We start from the raw sequence: 19,371 nt of genomic DNA on the forward strand, positions 1-19,371 counted from the left end.
TTCAAGGGCGGCAAGGGTGTGGCCACCTTTCTGGGTCTCTGGTTGGCGCTGGACTGGCGGGTCGGCGTTGCTTGCTGCCTGACCTGGCTGGTGGCGGCGGCGATCTGGCGGATTTCATCCATCGGTGCCCTTGCGGCGGCGGCGCTGTCGACCATCTGGATCACCCTGCTGACCAACGGCGCCACCTTTGCCCTTGGCGCGGTGCTGACGCTGTTGATCTACTGGCGGCACCGTGAAAACCTGGCCCGCATCAAGGCCGGAACCGAACCCAAGATCGGCAAATCCTAGCGCCGTCTGCCCGTCCACGGCCCAATCACGTTTGATTGCTTTGAACGTGATCGGCGCCTTTCCCACCTGAGGTGTCGTGACACCCGATCACCGGGCGCACGATACGCAATTTCGGAGCCGGAACACCCGCGCGTGGACATGCCGGGCTGGCCCGATCAGGAAAGGTGGAACCATGAACAAGATCAAATCCCTGTTGGGCGGCGTGGCGCTGTCGGTCGCAATAGCAAGCTCGGCCCTCGCGGCCGGGGTCGAAATCAACGCCTCGTCGACCGGTCTGGCCATGCAGGGCTATGACCCGGTGGCCTATTTCACCGAAGGTGAGGCGACCAAGGGCAGCTACAAGATCACGGCCCTGCACAATGACGCGCTGTACCGCTTCGCGACCGAGGAACACAAGGCAGCCTTCGAGGCCAACCCCGAGGCATATCTGCCGGCCTATGGCGGCTATTGCGCATTCGGGGCCGCGATGGGCTTCAAGTTCGACGGGGATCCGACCTATTGGAAGATCGTCGACAACAAGCTGTACCTGAACCTGTCGGAAGACATCCAGCAACGCTGGGAAGGCGACATTCCCGGCTTTATCGAAAAAGCCAGCGCAAACTGGGACACCATCGCCGACAAGGATCCGGCCGAACTGCAGCAATAATCCGCTGACACCCCGGCGGCAGTTCGCCTCTGCCGCCGGGCGTTGCTTGAAAGCCGTGTGCGCAGGTCCATGTATTTTCAATGAAGCCAGCACATTTCTTCCCCAAAAGGGGGCGTCATATGGCCCGAGCGTCAGACCAGATTGATCCACGGCCGGCGACCGGCCGTATACGATTTCACGGATCGCCGGCGACCTGTGGCCGCGGCACATCATTTGACTGAAAGGAACGAAGATGACGGGAAAATTGGCACTTCTTTCTACGGTTGCGACCTTGGCTGCCAGCACCGCGATGGCGCAATCCTCGGGCGATTGGACCGGTTTCTACGGCGGCGCGCAGATCGGCTATGCCGATATTGGCACCAGCCTGTCCGGGGTCGATGGCGACGGCGTGATCGGCGGTATCATCCTGGGCTACGACTATGATCTGGGCGATTGGGTCGTCGGCGGCGGCTTCGACTATGACTGGTCGGATGTGGATCTGTCGGGGGCCGCGACGGTCGAGGATGTCTGGCGACTGAAAGCCCGTGCCGGCTACAAGGTTAACCCGCAGGGCCTGCTTTACGGCGTGGCCGGGTACGCCGAGGCCGGTACCGACACACTGGGCAGCGACGACGGCTGGTTCATCGGCGCAGGCTATGAACAGATCATCGTTCCGAACGTCTCGATCGCGGGCGAAATTCTGTACCACGAATTCGACAATTTCAATTCGACCGGCGTGGACGTGGACGCCACGACGTTCCAGATCCGCGCGGCCTACCGGTTCTGACCCCTCCCCCGAAATCGAAAGGCCCGGCCAGATACGCCGGGCCTTTTTCATGGCAGCAGGATCGTGCTGCCGGTGGTCTTGCGCGCCTCGAGAGCGCGATGCGCCTCGGCCACTTCATCCAGCGCAAACCGTTGATCGATGTGGATCTTGACCTCGGCGCCGGTGACCTTGTTGAACAACCGGCGGGCCATTGCCTGACAAACCGCGTGGTCGGCGATGTGGGTGAACAGCGTTGGGCGGGTGATCTTCAGAGATCCTTTCTTCGCCAGAATCCCGATGTCGAATAGCGGCACCGGGCCGGAGGCATTCCCGAACGAGATCATCATACCCAGCGGCTTGAGGCAGTTCAGCGACCCGTTGAACGTGTCGGCCCCGATCGAATCCATCACCACATCGACACCTTTGCCGCCGGTGATTTCGGCCACGCGGGATTCGAAATCTTCGGTGCGATAGTTGATGCAATGGGTCGCACCGTTGAACATCGCCAACCGACACTTGTCGTCGGTGCCCGCGGTCCCGATCAGCTTGATGCCTTCGGACTTGGCCCACTGACAGGCGATCAGGCCCACGCCCCCGGCAGCGGCGTGGAACAGGACCGTGTCGCCCCGCTTGAGCGGCGTGGTGCGGTGGAACAGATATTCGACCGTCAACCCCTTGAGCATCATGGCCGCCGCCGTCTCGAATGAAATCCCGCCCGGCAGCGGGCAGACTTGGGCCGCCGGCATCACCCGCGCCTCGCAATAGGCGCCCGGCGGCATGGCGGCATAGGCCGCGCGCTGGCCGGGTTGCAGATGGGTCACCCCCTCGCCCACGGCCTCGATGACGCCGGCGCCCTCCATGCCCAGCGCATGCGGCAGGTCCAGCGGATACAGGCCCGAACGTTGGTAGACATCGATGAAATTCAACCCGCAGGCATGGTGCCGGATCAGAACCTCCCCCGGCCCGGGATCGCGCAGAGGCCTGTCCTCGATCTTCAGAACCTCGGGGCCGCCGGTTTCATGGATGACTACGTTACGCGCCGATTGCTGCATGCTCACCTCCTGAAAACTGCTGCCAAGCTAACATGCCTGCGCCACAGGGCAATCACCCGATCTCGGAACAGTGAAGTGCATGACTGCCGGAATGTGGTAAATTGAAATAGGGCGTTGCCGGGTCATCCGGCCACGGGCAACCCGATGCCGGATGCATTCCGCGGCGCGAATGGGCCAAGGAAAGGGATCAAGATGGCAAAAACGATCGGCAATCCAGTCAGTTGGGCCGCCCGCAATCTGGGTGCGACCACCGAGCATATCGCGGAAAACGTCACAGGTATCGGCAGCGCGGACACCCGGCACCTGCCGCAGGTGCGCAGGCTGACCCTGCAGGACCTGCGAGCCTGCCTGAAGGCCGGGTACGAGGATTTCAAGGCGGGCCGCGCCGACGCGATCTTCATCGTCCTGATCTATCCGATCGCCGGGCTGGTGATGTTCGGGCTTGGCATGCAGGCCGAAATGGCGCCCCTGCTGGCCCCGCTGATCGCGGGCTTTGCCCTGATCGGCCCGGTGGCGGCACTTGGCCTGTACGAAATCAGCCGCCGACGAGAACAGGGGCACGAGGTGCATTGGCTGGACGCGTTCGGCGTGTTCCGCTCGCCGTCACTGGGCGCGATCCTGGCGCTGGGCTTCTACCTGGTGATGTTGCTGCTGGTGTGGCTGGCGGCGGCGCATGCGATCTTCTTGCACACGATGGGGCCACAAGCGCCAACGGCGCTGGGCCCGTTCCTGACGCAGGCCGTCACCACAAGCGCGGGCTGGACCATGATCCTGGCCGGTACCCTGGTGGGCTTTGGCTTTGCGCTGGTTGCGCTGGCCATCAGCGTGGTCAGCTTTCCCCTGCTTCTGGACAGAAAGGTCGGCCTGCCGGTGGCCGTCGTCACCTCGGTCCGGGTACTGCGGCGCAACCCCAGGGTCATTTTGACCTGGGGATGCATCGTGGCCGCATTTCTGGTGCTTGGTGCGCTTCCGCTGATGATGGGGCTGATCGTGGTGATCCCGGTTCTGGGTCACGCCACCTGGCACCTGTACCGCCGGGCCGTCGCCTGAAGCACGCGGGGCTGCCGCCCTCAGCCCGAAACCTTCAAAACGATCTTGCCGATATGGCCCGAGCTTTCCATCCGCGCATGCGCGGCCGCCGCTTCGGCCAAATCGAACTCGCTGTCCATGACCGGCGCAACCTTGCCCGCCTCCAGCAGCGGCCAGACCGCCTCGCGCAGGTCCTGCGCGATCCGGGCCTTGGCCAAGTCGCTTTGCGGGCGCAGGGTGCTGCCGGTCAGGGTCAGACGCTTGACCATCATCAGGGCAAAGTTCAATTCGGCCACCGGCCCCTGCAGAAAGGCGATCTGGACCAGCCGCCCATCCTCGGCCAGCGCCTTGACGTTGCGGGGGATATAGTCGCCGCCCACCATGTCAAGGATCAGGTCGGCCCCGCCCTCGGCCCGCAGGGCGGCCACGAAATCCTCGGTCTTGTAGTTTATCGCCTTTTCCGCCCCCAGCGCCACGCAGGCCGCGCATTTCTCGTCAGACCCGGCGGTGGCAAAGACCCGGGCGCCGAACGCGTTGGCCAACTGGATCGCGGTGGTGCCGATACCGCTGGAGCCGCCATGCACCAGGAACCGCTCGCCCGCCCTGAGCCCGCCGCGGGTGAAGACGTTGGACCAAACGGTAAAGAAGGTTTCGGGCAAGCAGGCGGCCTCTTTCAAGCCCATGCCGGTGGGCACCGGCAGACAATGCGCAGCGGGCGTGGCGACATATTCGGCATAGCCGCCACCGGGCAGCAGCGCGCAGACCTTGTCGCCCAGGGCCAGACCCGAGACCCCCGCGCCGATGGCGACCACCTCGCCCGACGCTTCGAGCCCCGGAAGATCGCTGGCCCCCGGCGGCGGATCGTAGGCCCCGGCCCGCTGCAACGCATCAGGGCGGTTGACGCCGGCATAGGCCACTTTCAGAACCACCTGACCATGGCCGGGGTCGGGTATGGGGCGTTCGGTCAGTTGCAGAACATCCGGGCCGCCCGGCGAGGTGATCTCGACAGCGCGCATCATCTTGGTCATCGGCAAATCTCCTTTGCGCAACTGGTATCAGTCAAATCGGCAAAGGCCCAGCGGGAACAGCCGCTTACTTGCGCGGGTGCAGCATGCCCGGCAGGTCGGCGCGCATCCGGATCGGAGCCCGCACCTGGCCCGCCAGCCAGTTGGGAACGGCCAGAAACGGCTTGAGAAGCGGGTTCTTGTTCACCTGCGCCTTGAGCTTTTCGAACTGCATCACGTTTTCGATGCGACGGTCCAGAAATTCCCATGTGCGCTGATGGTCGGGGCTGTCATCGCCCAGCCAGAACAGAACGGTCGAGGAATATACCCCCGAAAGCGTCGCGCGTTTAGTGTACCAGTTCACGTCTTCGGACGTGTCGCCCAGCGCATCCCAGATCAGGTCACAGGTGCCCCAGACCGCCTTGGCGCCGTCACCGGCATACATGGGCAGGGAAAATAGGGCCACGCCCCGGCGCACGGCCTCTTTGTCGGGAACCGCCTGCAGGCGGAACCGAACCGCCGCCGCGATCCGGTCGCGAAACTTCAGATCGCTCAGATCCTCGGATTTCAGCCGTTCCAGCATCGCCGCATCGCCCCGGTCGTGAAAGGCCAAGGCCAGATCGACCGCACCGCGCGGACAGATCGCGCGCGCCAGCCCCTCGTCCAGGACACAGTCGGCAATCGCCGCGCGAAAACTGGTATCCGACCAACCGTCAAAGGGCACATGGGTAAGGATGGCGTCCAGCAACTGCTGCTTGGCGTCTTCATAGATCACGGTCATGGCGGCTCTCCAACTGTCTGGCATAGTACTAGACAAGTTAGGTCCGCTTTGCTATACGGCCAATTCCTGCAATTTCCTTGCAACTCGAACTTAGAAAGGTGGTGACAACCACATGCAGGTTAGTGTTCGCGACAACAATGTCGATCAGGCGCTCCGTGCCCTGAAGAAAAAGCTGCAGCGCGAAGGCGTGTTCCGTGAAATGAAGCTGAGGCAGCATTTCGAGAAACCGTCCGAGAAAAAAGCGCGCGAGAAAGCTGAAGCGATCCGCCGTGCCCGCAAACTGGCACGCAAGAAAGCCCAGCGCGAAGGTCTGCTCTGAGCAAACCTCCTCCAGCTTTGGATGACACTATTGACGACCCCCGAGGCCTTGCCCGGGGGTTTGTCGTTTGCGATTGCCGAATCTGACCGCATTCCTTGTCATGCCCGGTGCAACAGCGGGGCAACGCGCATAGGCAGATTGCCGCACATTGCCGCGCATGTCTGAGTGGTGATCTGCCCAGCGGCGATTTCAGCAGGCTTTCTGCGTTCCATCGTCAAATTGTCGCCACTATGGTCCGGCCAGAATAGGCCCGAGTCACTGGAGACGGAACTTTGTCAGTCGCGAGCAACCTTGAACGGCAGATGCTGGACCTCATCAATGCCGAACGCAGCAGTCGAGGCCTTGCTCCTGTCCAACTCGAGCTGCGCCTGAATGACGCGGCCGAAGACCACAGCCGCTGGATGCTGCAGGTGGACCAGTTCAGCCACACCGGCGCCGGCGGGTCGGACCCGTGGGACAGGATGGCCAGCGCCGGGTTTTCGTTTTCGGGCAGTTGGCGCGCGACCGAAAATATTGCATGGCAAAGCGTGCGCGGAGCCCCCGGGCTGAGCGACGACGTGCAGGACCTGCATACCGCCTTGATGAACAGCCCCGGACATAGGGCGAATATTCTGGACCCCAATGTCACGGTTGTCGGAATCGGCATCGAACTGGGCAAGTACCTGCACAATGGCGTCAACTATGACGCGGTCATGGTGACGCAAAATTTTGCGCGCACTGCGGCGCCTGTCCAACTGGATACCGGTACCGCCCCAACACCGCCCGCCCCGACGGACCCACAGCGTCAGATCGTCGCCGCGGGGACGGTGGGCAGCGACGGCGACGACTGGCTGGTTCTGCAAGCCGGAGATTCCGGACGCATCGATGGCGGCGCCGGCGACGACATAGTGATCGGGCAATCCGGGCGCGATGTCCTGATTGGGCGCAACGGGGCGGACACGCTGAACGGGCGTGGCGGCAACGACCTGATCGCGGGCGGATTCGGCGACGACCGGATCAACGGCGGCGACGGCAATGACGTGCTCAAAGGACACGGCGACAACGACCGGCTGGTCGGCGCGGCCGGCACCGATCGCCTGCTGGGTGGCGGCGGGAATGACCTTCTGCATGGCGGCGCGGGCAATGATCTGCTGCTCGGCGCGACCGGAGACGACCGGCTGGTCGGAAGCAGTGGCAATGACAGGCTGGTCGGCGGCGGAGGGGCTAACACCCTTGTCGGCGGTGGCGGAGCCGATCAGTTCGTCTTTTCCAGCGGCATCGACCGGGTCATCGATTTTGGCGCCGCCGATCTTGTCGATCTGCGCGGCAGCGACGCAATCGCCAACTATGCCGATCTGATGAACAACCACGCCGTTCAGTCAGGCAACGACGTGATGATCGACGATGGTCTGGGCCACCAGATGATATTGGAAGACATCCTTCTGGCCGACCTCGGACGCGGCGATTTCCTGTTTTGATCCCGTGAGAGGCGCGCCCCGGATCGGGGCGGTCCATCAATAGATTTTGGGCACGTACAACTCGTCGGGCAGCACACGACGCTCGTATTCGGGGTTGTATTTGCGGTCGGGCAGCGTGACCTTTTCGTGCGGAACGTCCTCATAGGGGATCTTGGTCAGAATGTGCTCCATGCAGTTCAGGCGCTCGCGCTTCTTGTCGTTGCCTTCGACGATGTACCAGGGCGCCTCGGGGATGTTGGTACGGAACAGCATGTCCTCCTTGGCCTTGGTATAGTCCTCCCAGCGGATGCGCGATTCGAGGTCCATCGGCGACAGTTTCCATTGCTTCATCGGGTCGTGGATCCGCATCAGGAACCGCAGCTGCTGTTCCTCGTCGGTGATCGAGAACCAATATTTCAGCAGGATGATGCCGGACCGGACCAGCATCCGCTCGAATTCGGGAACGTCCTGAAAGAACTGTTCCACCTGGTCTTCGGTGGCAAAGCCCATCACACGCTCAACCCCGGCGCGGTTGTACCAGGACCGGTCGAACAGCACGATCTCGCCCGCGGCCGGCAGGTGCGGCACATAGCGCTGGAAATACCATTGGCTCTGTTCGCGCCGGCTGGGGGCCGGCAGCGCGACGACCCGTGCGACGCGGGGGTTCAGGCGCTGGGTGATTCGCTTGATCACACCCCCCTTGCCCGCCGCATCGCGGCCTTCGAACAGAATGCAGACCTTGGCGCCGGTATGCTGAACCCAGTCCTGTACCTTGATCAGCTCGGCCTGAAGGCGCAGCAGGTTGCGAAAATAGACCCGGCGATCCAGCATGTCGGGGTGCTGCTCGCGGTAGATCTTGCGCACCTCCATCGACAGCATCGGCTCGCTGAACTCGATCTCGATATCCTCGTCCAACGTGTCCTGAAGCTCGGCCTCCAGCCAGTCGGGGGTGTCGTCGTCGGCGTCGCGGCCGTTTTCATTCTGGTCGGCCAACGGGGTTTGTTGTTCTTCTTCGGCCATTGGGCTGCTCCTTGTCTTTCGTGGCTGAGGGTCTTAGCCATCCCGTGTAACCGGGACATGACGCGGCGACCGCTACCGCCGGACCCCGATCTTGGCCCGACCGCCCGGCGGATACAACCGCCGCCGGCCGCGCTTAGACCGGCAAAGCCGTGGTCTTGAACACCGTTCGCAACGCGAACGAACTTTGCATCTGCGCCACGCCCGGCAACCGAGACAGATACTGGCGGTGGATGCGCGCGAAATCCTCGGTGTTTTCGGCCACGACCTTCAGCACATAGTCGGCGGTTCCTGCCATCAGGTGGCACTCCAGCACGTCGGGGATGCGCCGCACCGCCTTCTCGAAAGCCTCCAGAACCTCTTCCGCCTGACCCTGCAGGGTGATTTCGACGAACACGGTCGTCGGAACGCCCAGCTTGCGCGCGTCCAGCAGGGCGACATAGTCGCGGATATAGCCGTCGGCCTCCAGCCGCTGCACCCGACGGTGACAGGCCGAGGGCGACAGGTTGACCTGTTCGGACAGTTCCGCATTCGACATCCGCCCCTTGCGCTGCAGAGCAGCCAGAATCTTTCGGTCGGTCGCATCCAGGCTCATTGGCGCACTTTCTTTGCAAGTTTATCTAAGTCTATCGAATATTGTCCCGCATTTTAGTTCGAATGCGCATCGAGTTTCACAAAAATTGCGCCACAAACTGCACATAATTTGTGCAGTTTGTGAACGGAGAGCCCAATGAAAATCGGTTGCCCAAAAGAAATCAAACCGCAGGAGTTCCGCGTCGGCATGACCCCGAACGCCGCGCAGGAGGCCGTCGCGCGCGGGCATGAGGTCATCATCGAACGCGGCGCCGGCCTGGGGTCGGGGTTTGACGACGAGGCCTATATCGCCGCCGGTGCCCGCATCGTGGACACCGCCGCCGAGGTCTTCGCCACCGCCGGGATGATCGTCAAGGTCAAGGAACCCCAGGCGGTCGAACGCAAGATGCTGCGCGAAGGCCAGGTGCTGTTCACCTATCTGCACCTCGCCCCCGATCCCGAGCAGACCAAGGATCTGCTGGCGTCGGGCTGCACCGCGATCGCCTATGAAACCGTGACCGATGCCAATGGCGGGCTGCCGCTGCTGGCACCAATGTCCGAAGTCGCCGGGCGCCTGGCCCCGCAGGTCGGCGCGTGGACGCTGCAAAAGGCCAATGGCGGGCGCGGCGTGTTGATGGGCGGCGTGCCCGGCGTGGGGCCGGCCAAGGTCGTGGTGATCGGCGGCGGGGTGGTCGGCACCCACGCGGCCCGCATCGCTGCCGGGATGGGCGCGGATGTCACGGTTCTGGACCGCTCGCTGCCGCGGCTGCGGTATCTGGACGATGTGTTCCGCGGCCAGTTCAAGAACCAGTACTCGACCGCCGGCGCCACGGCCGAGCTGATCCGCGATGCCGACATGGTGATCGGCGCGGTGCTGATTCCGGGCGCGGCCGCGCCGAAACTGATCAGCCGCGCTCAGCTGTCGACCATGAAGCCCGGCGCGGTTCTTGTGGACGTGGCCATCGACCAGGGCGGGTGTTTCGAAACATCGAAACCCACCACCCATGCCGACCCGATTTACGAGGTCGACGGCATCATGCACTACTGCGTGGCCAACATGCCGGGCGCGGTCGCCCGCACCTCGACCATCGCCCTGGGTAACGCAACCATGCCCTTCATGCTGGCGCTGGCCGACAAAGGCTGGCGGCAGGCCTGCCAAGACGACCCGCACCTGCTGGCCGGGCTGAACATCCATGCCGGGCAGTTGACCTACTACGCCGTCGGCAAGGCGCTGGGGATCGACGTGGTTTCCCCGTCGGTTGTAATCAAGGGCTGATCCCGCCTCGGCCAGAAACAACGGCGCCGCGCGTTTCGCGCGGCGCCACGCCCAACCGAAACAGGGCATTTCCAATGCCCGACTGACGGGCGGGAGCGCTCAGCCCTCTTTGTGGATCTCCACCGAATGCGGATAGGGGATCGAGATGCCCTTGGCATCGAACGCCTCTTTCACCGCCTTGGTCAGATCGAACTTGACGTCCCAATAGTCGGCGGCGGCACACCAAAGGCGCGCGGTCAGATCGACCGAGCTGTCGCCCAGATTGGTCACCCGCACCCAGGGCTCGGGGTCGGCATGAACGCGGCCATCCGCCTTTGCGACATCCAGAATGATCTTCATCGCCTCGTCGGCGCTGTCGCCATAGTCGATCCCGAACACCAGGTCGACGCGCCGCGTGTCATGGGCCGAGTAGTTGGTGATGATCGACCCCCAGGCCTGACCGTTCGGCACGATGATCTGAACGTTGTCCGGCGTCACCAGTTCGGTGGTGAACAGGTTCAGGTCTTTCACCGTTCCCGCCGTCCCGCCGATATCGACAAACTGACCCAGCTTGTAAGGCCGGAACACGACCAGCATCACACCGGCGGCAAGATCGCTGAGCGTACCTTGCAGCGCAAGACCGATCGCCAGCGAGGCGGCGCCCAGAATGGCCACGATGCTGGTTGCCTGAATGCCGAAGATGCCAAGGACGGCAACCAGGACAATGGCCAAGATCACCCATTTGACCGTACTGGCGGCGAAATTCCCAAGGGTCGGGTCTATCTGCGGGGTCCGGTTGATACGATTTCGGACAACGCCCGAAATCGACCCCGCAGCGATCCACCCTAAAACCAGAACGATCAGCGCCTTGCCCGCGCTGATCACCAACGGCCACGCCTGGCCCGCCATATCCATTGCTTGATCCATCTGTCCCCTCCCGTCTGTTTCGGAACGGCAACCCCGAACGGGTTGCCGAAAGCGCACTTATGTTTTCAAAGCGTCGCGGATCTCCATGAGAATATCCAACTCGCTGGGTCCTGCCGGCGCCTCTTCCGCTGACTCTTCTTGTTTCGCAGCGGCATCCTTCACCCGGTTCACCATCTTGACCAGAAGGAAGACCACCCAGGCGATGATCAAAAAGTTGATGACCGCCATGATGAACGCCCCATAGGCAAAAATCGAAGCGCCGGTTTCCCTCGCAGCCTCGAGGCTGGCACCTTCCGGAACATCGCCGGCCAGAACGGCATAGTTGTTGGTAAAGTCGACGCCACCCGTGAACAGCCCGATGAGCGGGTTGATCAGATCGCCGACCAGCGAAGTGACGATTGCGGTAAAGGCTGCCCCGATGATGATACCGACAGCCATATCCATGACATTGCCCTTGGCAACAAATGATTTGAATTCCTCGAGCATTTCGTCCCCGTGCGTTTCAATTCGCGCATATACGCATCATTCGATATCTCTTTTCCACGAACCTTGTGCAGTATTTCATGGGAAACAGCACAAACTTTTCCCCAAAATGCATCTTTTGGGCATCGTTCATGCCTGGGGCGCACGGCCGAATTGCAGAACCAAAAAATCCTCCGGACCGAGATGCAGCCCGGCCGGCCGACTGTCGCCGCGGCCAGCCTGTAAATATACCGAACACGTGTCGGGCTGCAGCCTCTGTTCCGGTCAACCGGGCAGCTTCCCGGTCAGAACATATCGCAGGATCTCGACCACCTGGCGCGGCTCTTCGGCCACCGCCAACGCGGCAGCATCGACCTCTTTCAGCGCATGCTGATGTTCGGGGCCGTGCAGCACGATGATCGACTTGCCCAAGGCGGCAGCATAGCCCGCATCAAAAGCCGCGTTCCACTGTTTGTACTTGTCCCCGAACCGCACCACGACGACATCGGCATCGGCGATCCCCTTGCGGGTTCGGATCGCGTTGACCATCGCGCCTTTGTGGTCGTGCCAGTACTTGTTCGGCTCGGCCCCCAGAATGGCGACTCCGCAATCGTCGCTGGCCGCATGATCGGTCACTGGGCTGTTGAACGTGACGTCCAGCCCTTGCGCGCCTTCGATGATCTGTTCGCGCCAATCCGTGTGGATCTCGCCCGACAGGTAGACATTCAATCCCATTGCAGCCTCCTCATTTTGCTTCTGGCCCTGTTTACTGCCCAATCCCGCAAAGCCCAATGCGGAAGTTGCCTGCCGATGCGGCACTGGCTTCACAGCTTGCGGGCCACCAGATAGCGCGAGGGCGGTTTCGCCGGGAAATTCCCGCTTTCGATGATCTCGAACCCGGCCCTTTCAATGGTCGTTTCCAGCGTCTTGATGTCGAACTGGCTGACGAATGGCGCCTTGCCCAAAAGCTGCATGACCGGCAGCAGCAGCTTCAGCAAGCCGAACTTGAACCCCAAACCACCTTGGGCTAGACACGGCGTTTTTGAAATGAACAGGCCGCCGGGTTTCAACACCTCATGAACCCCGGCCAGCGTCGCGTCGAGATCCCGGATCAGGTGTAGAAGATTGAACGCCATTACCACATCAAAAGTCCCATTCGGGGGGCGGTTCGCGTCTGCCTCGACAAAGACGACGTTTTCGATCTGCTCCTCTTGGGCCAGCCTCTGACCCACGGCCAACATGCCTGGAGAGACATCGCTCGCCGTGATCGTAGCCGCATGGCGGGACAGCCGAAGCGCGGTGCGCCCCGTTCCGCAGCCCAGTTCCAGCACCTGATCGGTCGGCTTCAAATAGGACACCGTGCGTTGCAACGTGTGCTCGTAGGACTCCATGTCCCGGATCGGGGATTTCGCGTATTTCTCGGCGATACCATCCCAGAATTTGGCTGTGGCGGTCATGTCGGCTCTCCTTTGAGCGCAAGGTAGTGATACGCGTTTCAAAGGTGAATTGCCGAAATTCGCAGAATCTTTATACATTCATGCATGGATGATCCGCGCAAATTCGACTGGAACCATATCCGCGCCTTTCTGGCCACGGCCGAGACCGGCTCGCTTTCGGCGGCGGCACGACGATTGGACCAGACACAACCGACCCTCAGCCGCCAGATCGCCGCGCTTGAATCCGACCTGGGCGTGATGCTGTTCGAGCGGGTCGGCCGGTCACTTCAAATCACCACCGCCGGGATCGAGCTGTTGGAGCACACACGGACCATGGGCGCAGCTGCAGATCGCATTGCGCTGGCGGCGTCCGGTCAGGCGCAGTCGATCGAGGGGCAGGTGCGGATCACCGCAAGCGACGTGATGTCGGCCTATATCTTGCCGGATCTGCTGCGCAAGATCCGCGCGCAGGCTCCGAAACTGCGGATCGACGTGATCGCCGCGAACGACATCCGCGATCTGATGCGGCGCGAGGCGGATATCGCCATCCGCCATGTCCGCCCCGACCAGCCAGACCTGATCGCAAAACTGGTGCAAGAGGCTGACGGGCATTTCTATGCCGCCTCCGCCTACCTGAACCGCGCTGGACGTCCCAAATCACTGTCAGACTTGTCCCGGCACGAGTTCATCAGTTTCGGCGACACAGCCCAGATGATCGCCTATTTCGAACCGATCGGCCTGCACCTCACGGAAGAAAACTTCCGGCTGGGGTCGCAGAACGGCATCGTCGCGTGGGAGTTTGCCCGGCAGGGCTTTGGCATCGCGCCCATGTCCGAGCCGGTGGGCAATGCCACGCCGGGTATGGAGCGTGTGCTTCCCGACATGGAGCCGCTGCGGTTCCCGATCTGGCTGACCACCCATCGCGAACTGCATACCAGCCGCCGCATCCGGCTGGTCTTTGACCTGCTGGCGGAGTTCTTCGCAAAATGAAACACGCGCGCCACGGGCGCGCGTGTCACTTCGGGTTCACGCCACCTCAGCCGCGCAGAACGCCGCCGGTGGCCTTGGTGACCTTGGCGATGATCTTTTCCGCCACCGCCTCGATGTCTTTTTCCTTCAGAGTCTTTTCCGTCGGCTGCAGACGCACGGTGATGGCCAGAGATTTCTTGCCCTCACCTAGGCTGCCGCCGATGAACTCATCGAACACGCGCACCTCTTCGATCAGCGCCTTGTCGGCTCCGGCAGCGGCATTCACAAGCGTCAGCGCCTCGACATCGGCATCGACGACAAAGGCAAAGTCACGCTCGACCGCCTGCAGGTCGCGCAGTTCCAGCGCCGAGCGGGTGGTGCCGGATTTGCGCGGCAGCGGCACCTCGTCCGGCCAGATGGTGAAGGCCACGGCCGGACCCTTGATATCCAACTGCTGCAGCACGCATGGATGAAGTTCCCCGAACACGCCCAGCACCTTTTTGGGGCCCAGGCAGATCTTGCCGTGACGGCCCGGATGCCACCAGGCATCGCCATCGCGCAGGATCTGCACCTTGGCCGGGGCACCGATGGCGGCCAGCACAGCCTCGGCATCGGCTTTGGCGTCGAACACGTCGACCGCGCGGGTGGTGCCATGCACATCCTTGGGTCCGGTCCGTCCGACCAGAAGGCCCGCGATCTGGGTGCGTTCCTCGCCGGGTTCACCGCCGAAAAAGACGGGGCCGACCTCGAACAAGGCCAAATCGGCAAAGCCGCGCGCCTGGTTGCGGGCCGCGGCCTGCAGCAGGCCGGGCAGCAGGTCCGGGCGCATGTGGCTCATTTCGGACGAGATCGGGTTTTCCAGCATTGTCGCGTCATCGCCGCCGCCGAACAGCGCGGCCGAGGCCCGATCGATGAAGGTATAGCTGACGCATTCATTGTACCCCAGCGCCGCGCAGGTGCGCCGCGCCATCGACTGACGCCGCTGGGCCGGAGTCATGACCGGCTTGGGAATACCGTCCGTGACGCGCGGCAGCGGCTTGCCCTGCAGCTTGGTCAGCGAAGCGATGCGGGCAACCTCCTCGACCAGATCGGCCTCGCCTTGGATGTCGGGGCGCCAACTGGGCACATGGGCCATATCGCCTTCCAGCCGGAAGCCCAGCCGCGTCAGGGTCTGGCGCTGCTCGCTTTCGGGGATGTCCATGCCCACCAGCGACTGCACCCGCGCCGCATCCAGCCGATAGGCGCGCGAATGGTCCGGCGCCTTGCCGGCTTCGACCACCTTCGAAACCTCGCCGCCGCAGATATCCAGGATCATCTGGGTCGCGTGCTCCAACCCTTCCAGCGTGTATGCCGGATCGACCCCGCGTTCGAACCGGTACCGCGCGTCCGAGTTGATCTTGAGCGCGCGCCCCGCCAGCGCGATCTGGACATGATCCCAAAAGGCGCTTTCCAGGAACACGTTCACCGTGTCTTCGGTACAGCCGGTCTCTTGCCCGCCCATGATGCCAGCGATGGATTCCGGGCCGTTGTCGTCGGAAATCACCATCATGCCGGGCTGCAGCGTGTATTCCTTTTCATCCAGCGCCACCAGCTTCTCACCGCCCTTGGCGCGGTGCACCCGCAGGTTGCCCTTGACCTTGTCGGCGTCAAAGACGTGCAGCGGGCGGTTGCTGTCGAAGGTCATGTAGTTGGTGATGTCCACCAAGGCCGAGATCGGACGCAGGCCGATCGCCTTCAGTTGATCCTGCAGCCATTGCGGGCTGGGGCCGTTCTTGACGCCGCGGATCAGGCGACCGGTGAAATGCGGGCAGCCATCCAGCGTGTCGTCGTCGATCGTCACCTTGATCGGGCTTTCGAAATCCCCCGGCACCGGGGCATAGTCGCGCTGCTTCAACTTGCCCAGACCCCGCGCCGCCAGATCGCGCGCGATGCCCGCAACGCCCAGCGCATCGGGGCGGTTGGGGGTGATGGCGATCTCGATCACCGGGTCGATCTTGGCGGGGTCGTTCTCGGCCAGCCAGTCGACGAACCGCTGGCCCACCTCGCCCGAGGGCAGCTCGATGATGCCGTCGTGCTCGTCCGACAGTTCCAGCTCGCGCTCGGACGCCATCATGCCAAAGCTTTCGACGCCGCGGATCTTGCCGACGCTGATGGTGGTGTCGAGGCCGGGGATGTAGGTGCCTGGCTTGCAGACCACGACGGTGATGCCCTCGCGCGCGTTGGGCGCACCGCAGATGATCTGCAACTCGCCCTCGTCGGTGTCCACCTTGCAGACGCGCAGCTTGTCGGCGTCGGGGTGTTTCTCGGCATGTTTCACATAGCCGAGGGTAAAATCCTTGAGCTTGTCGGCCGGGTTGATGACCTCTTCGACCTCGAGCCCGAGATCGGTCAGCGCCTCGGCGATTTCGTCAACCGAGGCGTCGGTGTCCAGGTGGTCTTTCAGCCAGGAGAGGGTGAATTTCATTGCACGCGGCCTTTTTTGGCAAACATCCAGTCGGCACAGGCAATGGCAAAGAATGGGCCAAGGTGCAAGCCTTGGGCGGGGTGGATGGGCCAACCTGTGCGCTTTGCGCCAAGCCGCGCCATCGCCAGACCGCGGGGTGGCGATCCTCGGGCTGTGGTGGGCAGTTTATGCTGGCCAAGTCCGCGTGACGTTCAAACGGTGTGCTGGCGGAGAAAAATCGCCAGCCCGTGCGGGCGGTCTGGCGATGGCGCGGCGGCCTATCGGCCTTTGCTCCGCGCCGTATTCAACTCGCGTGTCACTTGCCAATCCCCAGACTAAACAACACCAAAGCTATAGTGACCCCCACGGCGACCGGGAGGAGATACTTACTACAAAAAGCCCCCAAGATCCCCAGAAAGGAAAAACTCTCATTTTTCTGTGGTTTCTGGTTGACCTCCAACGTAGAGCGAAGGCTTTGAAGGTATTTGTGTCCTGCGCTGGTCAATCGAACGCTCGTCCAAGCTCCACTCAACAGAAGCTCAGAGGTGATATATCCCTTTTCTTTCAAAGCCTGCATTTCAATCTGAACCTTTCGCCCAAAACGTGCTGGGTCTGAGCGATCAAATTCGTCCGGCCACTGCAATTCTGAGAGGATGTCCGGCACCAAAATGCAAGCGCCTCCCGGCGGGCTATCGGGTGACGAGTTCCATTCGTCAATGAATTCGAGAAGTTGTAGTTCGATCGAACCACTCACCTACTCAAACCACCATGCAGGTTCGGCATATCCAGCGCCGCGAACCCATAGTGCCGCAGCCAGCGCAGGTCGGAGTCAAAGAACGCCCGCAAATCCGGGATGCCGTATTTCAGCATCGCCAGACGGTCGATGCCGATGCCGAAGGCAAAGCCCTGATAGACCTCGGGATCGATCCCGCCGGCGGCGATCACCTTGGGGTGGACCATGCCGCTGCCCAGGATCTCCATCCAGTCGTCGCCCTCGCCGATCTTCAGCTGGCCGTTGTCCCACGAACAGCGGATATCGACCTCGGCCGAGGGTTCCGTGAAGGGGAAGTGCGAGGCACGGAAGCGCAGTTCGACGTCGTCGACCTCGAAGAACGCCTTGACGAATTCTTCCAGAACCCATTTCAGGTTCGCCATCGAGATGCCCTTGTCGATGGCCAGCCCTTCGACCTGATGGAACATCGGCGTGTGGGTCTGGTCATAGTCGGCGCGATAGACGCCGCCCGGGCAGATCACGCGGATCGGCGCGCCCTGCTTCTCCATCGAGCGGATTTGCACCGGCGAGGTATGGGTGCGCAGCACATGCGGCGGGCGATTGTCGCCCGGCGCGCGGTGCATGTAGAACGTATCCATCTCGGCCCGCGCCGGGTGATGGCCGGGGATGTTCAGCGCGTCGAAATTGTACCAGTCGGTCTCGATCCGGGGGCCTTCGGCGACGGAAAAGCCCAGCTCGGCAAAGATCGCGGTCAGTTCTTCGGTGGCCTGGCTGACCGGGTGGATCGAGCCCTGGCGGCGCGGGCGCGCGGGCAGGGTCACGTCCAGCCATTCGGTCCGCAGACGTTCATCCAGCGCGGCATCGGCCAATGCGGCCTTCTTGGCGGCCAGCGCCGAATTGATCTCGTCCTTCAGCGCGTTCAGCGCGGGTCCGGCGACCTGGCGTTCCTCGGGCGTCATCTTGCCCAGTTCGCGCATCTTCAGCGCCACTTCGCCCTTTTTGCCCACCGCGGCCACGCGGATCGCTTCCAGCGTGCTTTCGTCGCCTGCGTCAGCGATCTGACCCAGGTATTTTGCCTTAAGATCGTCCATGACGGTCCCCTGAATTCTGTTGCTGTCCTGCTATCACAGCGGCGCGCGAAAGCAAGAGGGCCGGGCCGCGCGATCAGGTCGCGCGCAGAACCGCTGCCTGTCGATCACACCGGACCGGGCGGATCGTGGGGCCATAGCCCTGCGGATGGGTCCGAAGTTCGGGGAACAGCGCAAACAGTTCGCTTGCGGCCTCCTGTTCCAGCCCTGAGAGCGCCTCCTGCCCCGGAAAGAAGCTCTCGGACACAAGGCCCGAAGTGGTCACCAGCTGGTGCCGGTCGAAGAACAGGTGGACATAGCGGACGATGTCGCAGGGCTGCACGGTGACGGTATCGCCGTTGACCAGCGACTTGGCCGGAACCAGAACCTCATCCTCGCCGAACAGAAGCTGGGCTTGCCAGCCGCCGACCAGAATGCGGTGCTGGGGCGAGACCAGAATGTCTGTCTTGGCGCCCAGAACACCCGCGCGGATGCGCACCGGCGCGAACCGGCCCACGCCGCGCACCGTGCGGCCACCGATCCAACGCACCCGGCAGGGGCCGTCATCGACGGTCAGGACCGTGTCGCCGGGCTGCAGCGTCTCGATCCGGCGGGGCCCCTCGGGGGTATCCACCAAGGTTCCTGCCGTGAAACAGGCGGCCCCGGTATCCCCGGGCGATAAGGGGCCATATGTCAGCGTGTCAGGATCGGGCTGGTTGAACTGCAGGGTCGTCGTGGTCTGGTTCGGCCCGACCAGCACCGGCAGGTTGACCGAGGTTTCCCCGGCCGCCAGCCCATCGACCGCGACGATGTTCTGCGTGCCGCCACCGATGTCGTAGAAATCGATCACCTCACCCGTGGCGGTGTTGGTCAGCGCATAGGCTTCGTAATTGTTGGGGCCGCCACCATTCGGGTCGGTCAAGAGGATCGGGAAATCATCGGCCGAGATGACATAGACGATCTCGTTGTTGTCCGGGTCCACGGTGACTTGAATGGCCGGATCGTCCAGCGGAATTTCGATCCCGACCTGCCCGTTGGCCTGATAGAAGGACACGGTGAAATCCGCCGGGTCTTCGTCCGGGCGAAGTGACACCTCCAGGAACTCGGACACGCCCGAACTCGCGGCATAGGCATTGGAATAGTGCAGCTCACTGATACGCGCCATGTCAGTACCACGCTCGGAAAACCT

21 protein-coding genes are annotated in these 19,371 nt (G+C 62.7%); 8 read left to right on the forward strand and 13 right to left on the reverse strand.

The genetic code is table 11. The annotated features are described in order from the left end of the window. The 3 genes from AC2FM3_RS11315 to AC2FM3_RS11325 form a co-directional block, all read left to right on the forward strand. Positions 1-288: glycerol-3-phosphate acyltransferase (locus tag AC2FM3_RS11315; RefSeq protein ID WP_496681781.1), on the forward strand; the 288-nt coding region annotated here is incomplete at its 5' end. 172 nt (positions 289-460) lie between these two features. Then, positions 461-934, forward strand: coding sequence for a YHS domain-containing (seleno)protein (locus AC2FM3_RS11320; RefSeq protein WP_496681783.1), 474 nt, complete (start codon positions 461-463; stop codon positions 932-934). A 232-nt stretch (positions 935-1,166) separates the two neighbouring features. Further along, positions 1,167-1,700, forward strand: coding sequence for an outer membrane protein (locus AC2FM3_RS11325; protein WP_496681785.1), 534 nt, complete (start codon positions 1,167-1,169; stop codon positions 1,698-1,700). A 47-nt stretch (positions 1,701-1,747) separates the two neighbouring features. Here AC2FM3_RS11325 and AC2FM3_RS11330 read toward each other — a convergent pair whose 3' ends face one another. Further along, positions 1,748-2,731, reverse strand: a complete 984-nt coding sequence (locus AC2FM3_RS11330) for a quinone oxidoreductase family protein (RefSeq protein WP_496681786.1) — start codon at positions 2,729-2,731, stop codon at positions 1,748-1,750. 192 nt (positions 2,732-2,923) lie between these two features. Here AC2FM3_RS11330 and AC2FM3_RS11335 point away from each other — a divergent pair, with 192 nt between their 5' ends. Further along, positions 2,924-3,781 carry a DUF2189 domain-containing protein gene (locus AC2FM3_RS11335; RefSeq protein ID WP_496681788.1) on the forward strand — a complete coding sequence of 286 codons (858 nt, stop codon included), beginning with the start codon at positions 2,924-2,926 and terminating at the stop codon, positions 3,779-3,781. Positions 3,782-3,801: 20 nt separating this feature from the next. Here AC2FM3_RS11335 and AC2FM3_RS11340 read toward each other — a convergent pair whose 3' ends face one another. After that, positions 3,802-4,788 carry an NAD(P)H-quinone oxidoreductase gene (locus tag AC2FM3_RS11340; RefSeq protein ID WP_496681791.1) on the reverse strand — a complete coding sequence of 329 codons (987 nt, stop codon included), beginning with the start codon at positions 4,786-4,788 and terminating at the stop codon, positions 3,802-3,804. 64 nt (positions 4,789-4,852) lie between these two features. Continuing rightward, positions 4,853-5,545: a COQ9 family protein gene (locus tag AC2FM3_RS11345; RefSeq protein ID WP_496681793.1), complete on the reverse strand. Its 693-nt coding sequence runs from the start codon at positions 5,543-5,545 to the stop codon at positions 4,853-4,855. 112 nt (positions 5,546-5,657) lie between these two features. On the opposite strand from AC2FM3_RS11345, the gene rpsU reads away from it, so the two are divergent. Together rpsU and AC2FM3_RS11355 are read left to right on the forward strand one after the other, a co-directional pair. Then, entirely contained in the window at positions 5,658-5,864 is a 207-nt protein-coding gene (rpsU, locus tag AC2FM3_RS11350; RefSeq protein WP_007818122.1) for a 30S ribosomal protein S21, read from the forward strand. Between the two features lie 302 nt (positions 5,865-6,166). Next, the gene (locus AC2FM3_RS11355) at positions 6,167-7,321 is read left to right on the forward strand and encodes a CAP domain-containing protein (protein ID WP_496681797.1); all 1,155 of its coding nucleotides are present in this window, start codon (positions 6,167-6,169) and stop codon (positions 7,319-7,321) included. 36 nt (positions 7,322-7,357) lie between these two features. Here AC2FM3_RS11355 and ppk2 read toward each other — a convergent pair whose 3' ends face one another. Both ppk2 and AC2FM3_RS11365 read right to left on the reverse strand, forming a co-directional pair. Then, on the reverse strand, positions 7,358-8,320 hold the full coding sequence (ppk2, locus tag AC2FM3_RS11360; RefSeq protein ID WP_496681800.1) for a polyphosphate kinase 2: 963 nt from the start codon (positions 8,318-8,320) through the stop codon (positions 7,358-7,360). 133 nt (positions 8,321-8,453) lie between these two features. Beyond that, complete coding sequence (locus tag AC2FM3_RS11365) at positions 8,454-8,912, reverse strand: Lrp/AsnC ligand binding domain-containing protein (RefSeq protein ID WP_490359842.1); 459 nt, start codon at positions 8,910-8,912, stop codon at positions 8,454-8,456. A 135-nt stretch (positions 8,913-9,047) separates the two neighbouring features. On the opposite strand from AC2FM3_RS11365, the gene ald reads away from it, so the two are divergent. Next, positions 9,048-10,166 (forward strand): alanine dehydrogenase, encoded by a 1,119-nt coding sequence (gene ald, locus AC2FM3_RS11370; protein ID WP_496681802.1) that lies wholly within the window; start codon positions 9,048-9,050, stop codon positions 10,164-10,166. 99 nt (positions 10,167-10,265) lie between these two features. Here ald and AC2FM3_RS11375 read toward each other — a convergent pair whose 3' ends face one another. The 4 genes from AC2FM3_RS11375 to AC2FM3_RS11390 form a co-directional block, all read right to left on the reverse strand. Continuing rightward, positions 10,266-11,072 carry a mechanosensitive ion channel family protein gene (locus AC2FM3_RS11375; RefSeq protein WP_496681805.1) on the reverse strand — a complete coding sequence of 269 codons (807 nt, stop codon included), beginning with the start codon at positions 11,070-11,072 and terminating at the stop codon, positions 10,266-10,268. A gap of 57 nt (positions 11,073-11,129) precedes the next feature. Beyond that, positions 11,130-11,558 (reverse strand): large conductance mechanosensitive channel protein MscL, encoded by a 429-nt coding sequence (gene mscL / locus AC2FM3_RS11380; protein ID WP_496681808.1) that lies wholly within the window; start codon positions 11,556-11,558, stop codon positions 11,130-11,132. A gap of 261 nt (positions 11,559-11,819) precedes the next feature. Next, entirely contained in the window at positions 11,820-12,269 is a 450-nt protein-coding gene (locus tag AC2FM3_RS11385; RefSeq protein ID WP_005979113.1) for a YtoQ family protein, read from the reverse strand. Positions 12,270-12,358: 89 nt separating this feature from the next. After that, entirely contained in the window at positions 12,359-12,991 is a 633-nt protein-coding gene (locus tag AC2FM3_RS11390) for a class I SAM-dependent methyltransferase (protein WP_170369849.1), read from the reverse strand. 84 nt (positions 12,992-13,075) lie between these two features. On the opposite strand from AC2FM3_RS11390, the gene AC2FM3_RS11395 reads away from it, so the two are divergent. Further along, entirely contained in the window at positions 13,076-13,960 is an 885-nt protein-coding gene (locus AC2FM3_RS11395; RefSeq protein ID WP_496681811.1) for a LysR family transcriptional regulator, read from the forward strand. A gap of 46 nt (positions 13,961-14,006) precedes the next feature. Here AC2FM3_RS11395 and pheT read toward each other — a convergent pair whose 3' ends face one another. The 4 genes from pheT to AC2FM3_RS11415 form a co-directional block, all read right to left on the reverse strand. Then, on the reverse strand, positions 14,007-16,403 hold the full coding sequence (gene pheT, locus AC2FM3_RS11400) for a phenylalanine--tRNA ligase subunit beta (RefSeq protein WP_496681812.1): 2,397 nt from the start codon (positions 16,401-16,403) through the stop codon (positions 14,007-14,009). A gap of 295 nt (positions 16,404-16,698) precedes the next feature. Then, positions 16,699-17,136, reverse strand: a complete 438-nt coding sequence (locus AC2FM3_RS11405) for a hypothetical protein (protein WP_170583214.1) — start codon at positions 17,134-17,136, stop codon at positions 16,699-16,701. Continuing rightward, positions 17,133-18,206 (reverse strand): phenylalanine--tRNA ligase subunit alpha, encoded by a 1,074-nt coding sequence (gene pheS / locus AC2FM3_RS11410; RefSeq protein ID WP_496681814.1) that lies wholly within the window; start codon positions 18,204-18,206, stop codon positions 17,133-17,135. The genes AC2FM3_RS11405 and pheS overlap by 4 nt, the downstream gene beginning before the upstream one ends. Positions 18,207-18,279: 73 nt before the next feature. Further along, a complete protein-coding gene (locus tag AC2FM3_RS11415; RefSeq protein WP_496681817.1) occupies positions 18,280-19,347 on the reverse strand; it encodes a Hint domain-containing protein in 1,068 nt (355 codons plus the stop codon). Between the last annotated feature and the right edge of the window lie 24 nt (positions 19,348-19,371).

It is taken from the genome of Ruegeria sp. BHSB172, from assembly GCF_059613165.1.